This window comes from Fructobacillus evanidus, assembly GCF_963580165.1.
Taxonomy (GTDB): Bacteria; Bacillota; Bacilli; order Lactobacillales; family Lactobacillaceae; genus Fructobacillus; species Fructobacillus evanidus.
Map to the genome: position 1 here is coordinate 1 of NZ_CAUZLM010000017.1, position 7,968 is coordinate 7,968.

Annotated in this window: 4 protein-coding genes and 1 pseudogene; 4 read left to right on the plus strand and 1 reads right to left on the minus strand. The window is 37.3% G+C overall.

Translation table 11 applies throughout. From position 1 onward, the window contains the following. Window positions 1-103, plus strand: a pseudogene (locus AABI08_RS08470) (IS30 family transposase); the annotation flags it as partial. 60 nt (window positions 104-163) lie between these two features. On the opposite strand, the gene AABI08_RS08260 reads toward AABI08_RS08470, so the two are convergent. Then, entirely contained in the window at window positions 164-4,345 is a 4,182-nt protein-coding gene (locus AABI08_RS08260; protein WP_338344488.1) for a KxYKxGKxW signal peptide domain-containing protein, read from the minus strand. 343 nt (window positions 4,346-4,688) lie between these two features. On the opposite strand from AABI08_RS08260, the gene AABI08_RS08265 reads away from it, so the two are divergent. From AABI08_RS08265 to AABI08_RS08275, 3 genes are all read left to right on the plus strand, one after another. Next, window positions 4,689-5,336, plus strand: coding sequence for a hypothetical protein (locus AABI08_RS08265; protein WP_338344707.1), 648 nt, complete (start codon window positions 4,689-4,691; stop codon window positions 5,334-5,336). Window positions 5,337-5,451: 115 nt separating this feature from the next. Then, window positions 5,452-6,414: a hypothetical protein gene (locus AABI08_RS08270; RefSeq protein ID WP_338344709.1), complete on the plus strand. Its 963-nt coding sequence runs from the start codon at window positions 5,452-5,454 to the stop codon at window positions 6,412-6,414. 91 nt (window positions 6,415-6,505) lie between these two features. Next, window positions 6,506-7,840 carry a DUF6056 family protein gene (locus AABI08_RS08275; RefSeq protein WP_338344486.1) on the plus strand — a complete coding sequence of 445 codons (1,335 nt, stop codon included), beginning with the start codon at window positions 6,506-6,508 and terminating at the stop codon, window positions 7,838-7,840. The last annotated feature ends 128 nt before the right edge of the window (window positions 7,841-7,968 follow it).

Consider the following 7,968-nt stretch of genomic DNA (forward strand, 5'->3'; position numbering starts at 1 on the left):
ATTATATGAGGCGGTTGAACTCATTAACAAGCGGCCCATGAAATTACATCATTATCAAACACCATTGGAAGTTTTTACGGATGCGTTCGAATTAAACTTGTAATCTGCCTAAAACAAAAAGATCAAAACAACTATTTTGTTTTGACCTCTTTACTGTCTTTTATTATCTGACAAAGTAAGTACTATCATTACCGAAGTAATAATTCTTACCATCAATACTTTGGTTGCCTTGTACTGCTCGGCCATCAGCATCTGTCCAATATGTTAGGCCCCATGCTTGACGCCATCCTTGATTTTGACGAACGCCATCAACGAACCAGTAGTACGTTCCCATGTAGTAACGGAAGCCGGTATACAATTGACTGTCTTCATACCAACGATAGCCACCGTTTGCTGGTGAACCATCCCAGATGTAGCCTTCCTTTGGTGTCAAGCTACCATCCGCATTAGCGTAGTAAATGGTACCGTTGTTGTTTACTTCTTGGTTTGTTCGCATAAAGAATGTGCCGTCACTACCGAAGTAGTAAAGCTTACCGTTGATGTTTTGAACACCTTGAACTGCCCGTCCATCTGCACCTGTGTAGTATGTCAGACCCCAAGCTTCATGCCAGGCATTATCTTGACGCAAACCATTTTCGAACCAATAGTAAGTGCCCATGTAGTAGCGGAAGCCAGTATATGGGTTACCACCTTCATACCACATCCAGTTTCTACCGTCATTCAAGTAGCCACTAGCTGGTCCCTTCACGTTGAAAGTTCCATCAGTACCAAAGTCGTAAGCATGACCGTCGATTGCGTGAATTCCTTCGACTGTTCGACCATCATCACCAACATAATACTTCAATCCCCAAGCAGATTCCCACTTGTTTTGTTGGCGAACACCATTGTCAAACCAATAGTAGGCACCCATATAATTTTGGAAACCGGTATAAAGTTGACCGTTATCAAACCACTTCCATGATGAGCCATCATTCAGGTAACCCTGAGCCTTCTTACTAGCATCATTTTTATAAACATAGACACCATCACTATTTTTAGTGATGTCGGTTGGCTGATTAGCTACTTCAACAGCAACTTGTGCATCCTTGTTAGCAGTTGATGTCGATTGCTGTGGCGTAGCATTCATGTTGTCAGTGGAAGTAAGTTCACCAGAATTGGCATCATAGTATGACCAAGTCCCGTCAGCATTTTTACCCCAACCACCTTTTATTTGAATACCTTTGTCATCAAATAACAACTTTTTGCCATCAATGGTTTGTGCACCAGTCAATGGTTTACCATCATCCTTCGAGATGTATGACCAAGTTCCATCAGAATTCTCACGCCAACCACTTGCAACGGTAGTTGTTGTATTTGTAGTTGCAGTATTAGTAGGCTTTTCCGCCTGATTTGTAACAACTAAATGTCCATCGTTTGCGTCATAATATGACCATGTTCCATCAGAATTTTTCTCCCAAGCTCCCTTAATTTGGATTCCTTGGCTATCGAATAGAACTTGTTTGCCATCGATTGTTTGCTGGCCCGTCAATGGTTTGCCGTCATCCTTTGAAATATATGACCAGGTTCCATCACTATTTTCACGCCAGCCACTAGCTACAGAGTTATCAGTTGGATTTTTCTCCTGATTAGCAATAGCCAGATGACCATCATTGGCATCATAGTACGACCATGTTCCATCACTATTTTCTTTCCAGGCCCCTTTAATCTGAACACCTTGATCATCAAATAGCAATTGCTTGCCGTCAATCGTTGCTGCACCTGTTGTTAATTCTCCTGAATTAGCATCAGTATGATACCAATTTCCGTTAACACTAAAGAACTGTCCTTTTATCTGAGCACCATCATCATTAAAGTAATATTTTTTACCATTTATCGTTTGAAAACCGGTAACAAATGAACTAGTTGTATTATCAAAGTAGTACCAGTTATCTGCATCCGAGTAAAATCCTTGTTTGTCTTTGGAAATATCATTTTTAATGTTTGTCAATTCATCTAATTGAAGCACAAGTTGCATTGTTTTTGTGCTTAGCAAATTTAAGTCACTATTAACTAAAGCAATATAAGCATATTTCGATGCGCTATTACCTGCCTTGTTAATCAATGCAAGGTTTGTTTGTATATCATTCAATAAAGAACCAGTATTTAGGTAAATATCATTAACGACCCCTTGAACTGAAGACAACTGATCCTTTTGACTTTGAGTTCCCAATTTAGAAATTACGCTAACAGATTTGTTAAAAGACTGCACATCATTTTGGTAATTATTTAAAATATCTTGATAATTTAATAAGGCAGGGGTATTTGATAAGTCAAACTGATAATTTTGTAACTGTGCATCAATCGAACTAATCAATGTATAAGGCAAATTCTTAGTATCCCCATAACTCAACATTGTATATGATTTATGGATTTCAGGAACATACATTTCGACTGACGTATTATCTAAGAAGAACTGTATGTTAGAAAGCTTAGAAAGACCAGTATTAGTTGTGACAAAGCGGTCCGTATTTCCAATCGTTGTATTTGTCCGATTAACAGTTAACTGACCATCCTTGAAGGAAATGTTAAATTGATCATTATCAAAACGCTTCAAACTAATATTAAATTCGCTTTGAGGGCTGTCATAACTAATTGTTATCTTATTATCTGATTGAACGACTTGGCCTTGGTTAGCTGAAAGAGTTGTTACAGTTTCATTTTTAATTGCACCAGGTTCTACAATCGTAGCCTGCAATTGACCGTCAACGTATGACATAACACGGCTTAAAGTTAATCCACCTTGATGTCCTTGCCCGAATGCAGCCCAATTTCCAAGCCAACTCAAATAAATTTGATGTTGATCATCTAATTTTGTTGCATTTCCACCATATAAATCAAAGCCTTCATCCACTGAACCAGTTTTTGAGTCTTCATTAATTTGAAAAATTCCGTCATTATCAAAATAACCGGTTACATAAGCTCCGCCCGAATAATTAACGTTAGCAACATTTTGTGCACCAAAAAACATTATTGGTGTTCCATTAATTGTTGTCACATTTGGTGATTCCACAGTAATTGACGAAAAGCCTGGAAGACTACCAATATCTACAGCTTTATTTGTATTCGTCCAATTAACACCATCTGTTGATTGCAAAATATAAATTTTATGTGATAATCCACCAGCCATATAGGCAACAAGTGACGAGCCGTTATTTACAGGAATAACATAGTCATCTCGAAAATCCGCACCGGCTTTTTCGCCAACAATGGATGCATCAAAAAGATAGTGATCATAGAGTGGATGGAATTGCTGCCCATCATTTGAATAGGCGGCATAGGTTCTCTCCCCAACACTATCAAAATAGGCAATGCGGGCATCAGCATCAACCTTGTTACCCCACTGATCTTCCGTATACCATGATTGACCATTTGCTTTACTATTGTTAGCAAACGTTGAACCACTAAAGGTGAAATCCCATGGAATAGGATTCTGGTTAACATTCCGATCTACATCAATACCTTGAACACCGTCATAATTCAAATTTGGATTAGGAATGGCGACATTGGTACTACTAAAATTATTTGTAGTGTCATAAGCTGTAAATTGTGACAAATCTTTAGTTTTAAAATGATACCACTGTAATTGGAATGGATTTGTGTTATTAGACCACAGATAGTAACCTTCCCAATAGTCAATATTTCCATTTTGATCATAATGTGGAAGTATCTGTGTTACATCATTTGAACGTCCCTGTGGATTATTATAGTGATAATTTTGTTCTAGTTTAGGATCAACCCATTCAGGATGATCCTTAATCATTTGGTTATGAATATCAGTACTATTTGTTCCCTCTGCCGTCGCTACTAATTCGGTTTCACCAAGAGAACGTAATAATGAGTCTTTATCAACATCTTGGGTCGCTGTTTGATTGGTTTGTAGAGTAGCAGTATTTTGATTATCTGTTATTTGATTTGTTTTTAAAGTAGCAATATTTTGATTATCTGTTGTTTGGTTTGTATTGCTATCTGATTTTTGATCAGCGGTTTGACTGTTCGTTGCATTACTTGTCGTCGTTAACTGACTAGTGCTAGACACTTCATCGCCAGTACTAGTTGACTTCATTTGCTGACTACCTACTGCATTCGAATTAGCCGACGTTGTCGAATCATCAACAGTTTTTGCCGAACCATTCGCCTGCTGATTATCAGTAGTTGTAGAAGTATTCACCACTTGCTTTTGTTGTGAGCTATTTTGATCTGTTGAAACTGTATCAGCAGAAGCGAGGCCTCCTCCAACAAGCACAGCTACACTTGCTGCGGCTGCGGCAACCCAAATTTTACCTGATTTGTATAACTTCTTTCTCATGAAAATTCCTTTACTCTCTAGCATTGCAATTACTCTATGTTTAAATAAACATTAACATTCACATTATACACTGTGAAATATAATATTACTAACAACGAAACAGCAGAATCAACAAGGTAAAATTGCAATATTCATTAAGCTAGGGGCGAAAAACTGATTAATATCAAGAGGCTAAGCTGCCCTACCGCGCCCCACAACAATGCTATACTAGAAAAGGAATTTTTCATGATATTGAGTAATTTTTAATATGAAAAAGTTAAAACATATTTGCGGACTACTATTTCCCATGTCGTAGCAATATGACTAGACATTTTAATTTGTATATAGTCGGAGAACTTTAACCATGCATTTTTTTAACAAAGCACTTTCCCCAAAGACTCTTCAAAAGATTTACCAAGAAGTGACACCATTTTTGATAATGTTCATTCTGGTTGTATTATTTTTGAACACCATTTTATTCAACCCGATTAAATTTCCTTTAGATAGTTATTATCATTTTTCTCGAATACACAACTTATCTGGAAATTTTTTGCAATTCCTTTATCCACAAAATTTTCTTTCATTGGGACAAATCGGTGTAGCAAGTAATGTATTTTATCCCTCACTTGGATTGCAGCTAATTGTCAATTTTTTCCCTTTTATCCATAACTCGCTTCTTTTATATAAGATAGTCTTACTAATGATTAACTTTTTATTAGCTGCCATCTTTTATAGCATTCTACATTTCAAACTCCGCGCTCAACCAACCATTGCGGCCATTTTATCCTTACTATGGTCAGGATCTGTTTTTTCTCTTTTTAACATTGCGGAAGCCACTGCGGCCATCGGAATCCCCTTAATTGTTTATGGGTTATTTAATCACAACGAAAAAAAACTCATACAAATGCATTGCTATTGGCCTTTCAATATCATGGTCCTCACACATATTATTGAGTACGATTATTTCTTTATTTGTCTTTGTCTACTTACTGATTTGCTTTTTCACCAATAAGACATCGAAAAAATTTGTCTTCCTATCTTCATTCAAAGCAATATTTTTTACTTTTCTACTGACGCTAGGAACCCTACTTCCCCTAATTTACATTAGCACGACAAACAAAATTAAAATGCCAAACATGGGTTATTACCAATTCCAGACCTGGTATATTACCGTTCAATCTTTCTTCACTGAAACGAAATTGATTGTTACCGTTCTTGTCCTGCTTTTCATCATTGCAACCATTATCCTAATTCGGGATATTTTTCTGGGCCAAATTTTATCTCTGATACTAGCCATTTTCGGAACTAGTGCCGTCACCTGGGAACCATTTTTAAAACATACATCACTCATTAGCATTCAAATCCCTTACAGGCTCTTCTACTATTTTTTGATTATTTGTCTTGGTTTCACCATTGTTGTGTTTGCCACCTTCCGAAAAAGTTCAACGAATTCCTTTAAAAAAATACTAGCAACCTTTACCTTCCTCGCCATGACAGTTATCAGCATGACTTTACAGAAAGATAATTATGCCGATATTGATATCCCCGGTAATTTCGTTGTTGCTACACCAGGCAAAATTCATCATCACTATATGACCGGTCAGGATGGTTATGGCCTTGACTCTCTCGGGGCTTTCGATCGCGCCTCTGTTCATTCATCCGACATCTGGTATCTAATGAATTATTCAGACTATGTCCCCCAACAGGCACTAGCAAATCAGAATTCCAGCTTTATGCTAAGTGATACTAAGGGTAAACACTTCATCAAACACCAACTAAAGACAAACACTGGCCAGTATATTGACACCCACTCGTTCAAAGCAAGCTATAACCAATTATCGTTTGTTTCAACGAAGGACATTGATAGCAATACCATTTATTTGCCTGTTTTAGGTTATCAACATACAAATATTAGTGTCTTTATCAACCACACTAAAGTTTCATCTTCTATTGAAGATGGACAAATCGCCGTACATCAGCGAATCAACAGTGGTGATCAAATCATGATTAAGCAATATATGCCTATATGGGAAATTTTGCCATTCATAGTTGTTTTAGCAACATTGGTATTCCTCTTCTTGCTTCGCTGAATTTAATCACTATATTCAGCATTATTAATGATTTTATTGCTATATTATAATAGCTACGTATTTATAAACAGTTTTAGGAGAACTATTGCACATGACCAAAAAAAGTAAAATAATCAGTATTATCAGCCTTTCTTTACTGTTTATGTTCTTTTACCTATTGAATTTCCACACCCCTCTTTTTGATGACGATCTCTATATTGGGCAGCATCAAACTTTAATCACTTTGTGGAATCAAGCCTACGCGGATTATTTTCACTGGAACGGCCGAGCTATCGGGCAAACACTTTGGCGAATTTTGGTTTCAAGCAATATTTATATCACAAGCTTGATTATCTCTTTGGGTTCCATCACCACAATTTTCCTCTTAAATCACTTTGGTAAACCCAATCAAAGCTCCTCTTACAGTGCCCTTCGCATCGTTTATAGCTTTTCCTTAGTATTACTTTTTGCACCCGTTATTGGTCAAACAATGTTTTGGCGAGCAGGTGCAGGAAACTACCTATTAACAACAACCCTGATTTTATTGTTTATTCTTCCCTATTATCAGTGGTTCCACCAAGGCCAACATCATTTGACCAAATTATCCGCCTTACTCCCTCTATTAGCATTTTTAGCTGGCTGGTCAAATGAAAACACATCAGGGGGTGGTTTATTAATTGTCCTGAGCTACCTATTAGCTGGTCGTTACTTCAAAAAATTATCCTGGTCAAAAATCCAAATTTCAAGCGTTATCACCTACCTCATTGGTTATCTATTTTTGATCTTGGCACCAGGAAATGCAATTCGTACAAAAGCGACCATGCCGCCTTCATGGTTTGAACAATCGACTTTCACGCATTTTAAAAATGGGTTTAAATTAGTAAGTAAAACACTTTTCCACGATTATAAAATGCTTATTACTTTAATTCTGATTTTTGCTCTTGTGGTGATTTTCCAACGTCAGTTAGAAAATGCAATTGAAGGATTACTATGGTTTGCTGCCGGGCTGGCAGTCCTTTATGCCCTATCCATTTCGCCACTAGGACAAGATGGTGGCCGTTCCTTCTTCGGTGGTATCATCTTTATGATTGTCGCCCTATTAAAGCTAAGCACAAGCGCGATCAACCATTATCAAAAGAAGACCCTGGCCTACCTCACAGGTGCAACGTTCCTAGTTTTGCTCACGATGCTTGGCCTATTAAAGGGAGCTATGGGAACACTTGATGCTATAAAAGCTAATCAAGCATTGCAAACACGTTATCAAGAACTTGAAAAGCATCAAGGCAGTGATAAATTAGTTAAAGTTAAGCCTTTAAGTTACTATCCTAAAAAGAGTTTTGCCATCAATTACGGTCTTGAAGAGCTTAGCAATTCGGATCCACACGCATTTCCAAATGAAGGTTACAACTGGCACTATAACCTTAAAAAAGGCATAATTATGAAGTAAAGAAAAAGCACAGCGATTTTGATATGAACCCCAAAATTAGGACATGTCATTGAGCGGCCTTGAGGACTGACGCCCGATATTCAATCGGTGTCAGTCCTTTTAGTTTGCTCTTAATTCGTTTTGTATTG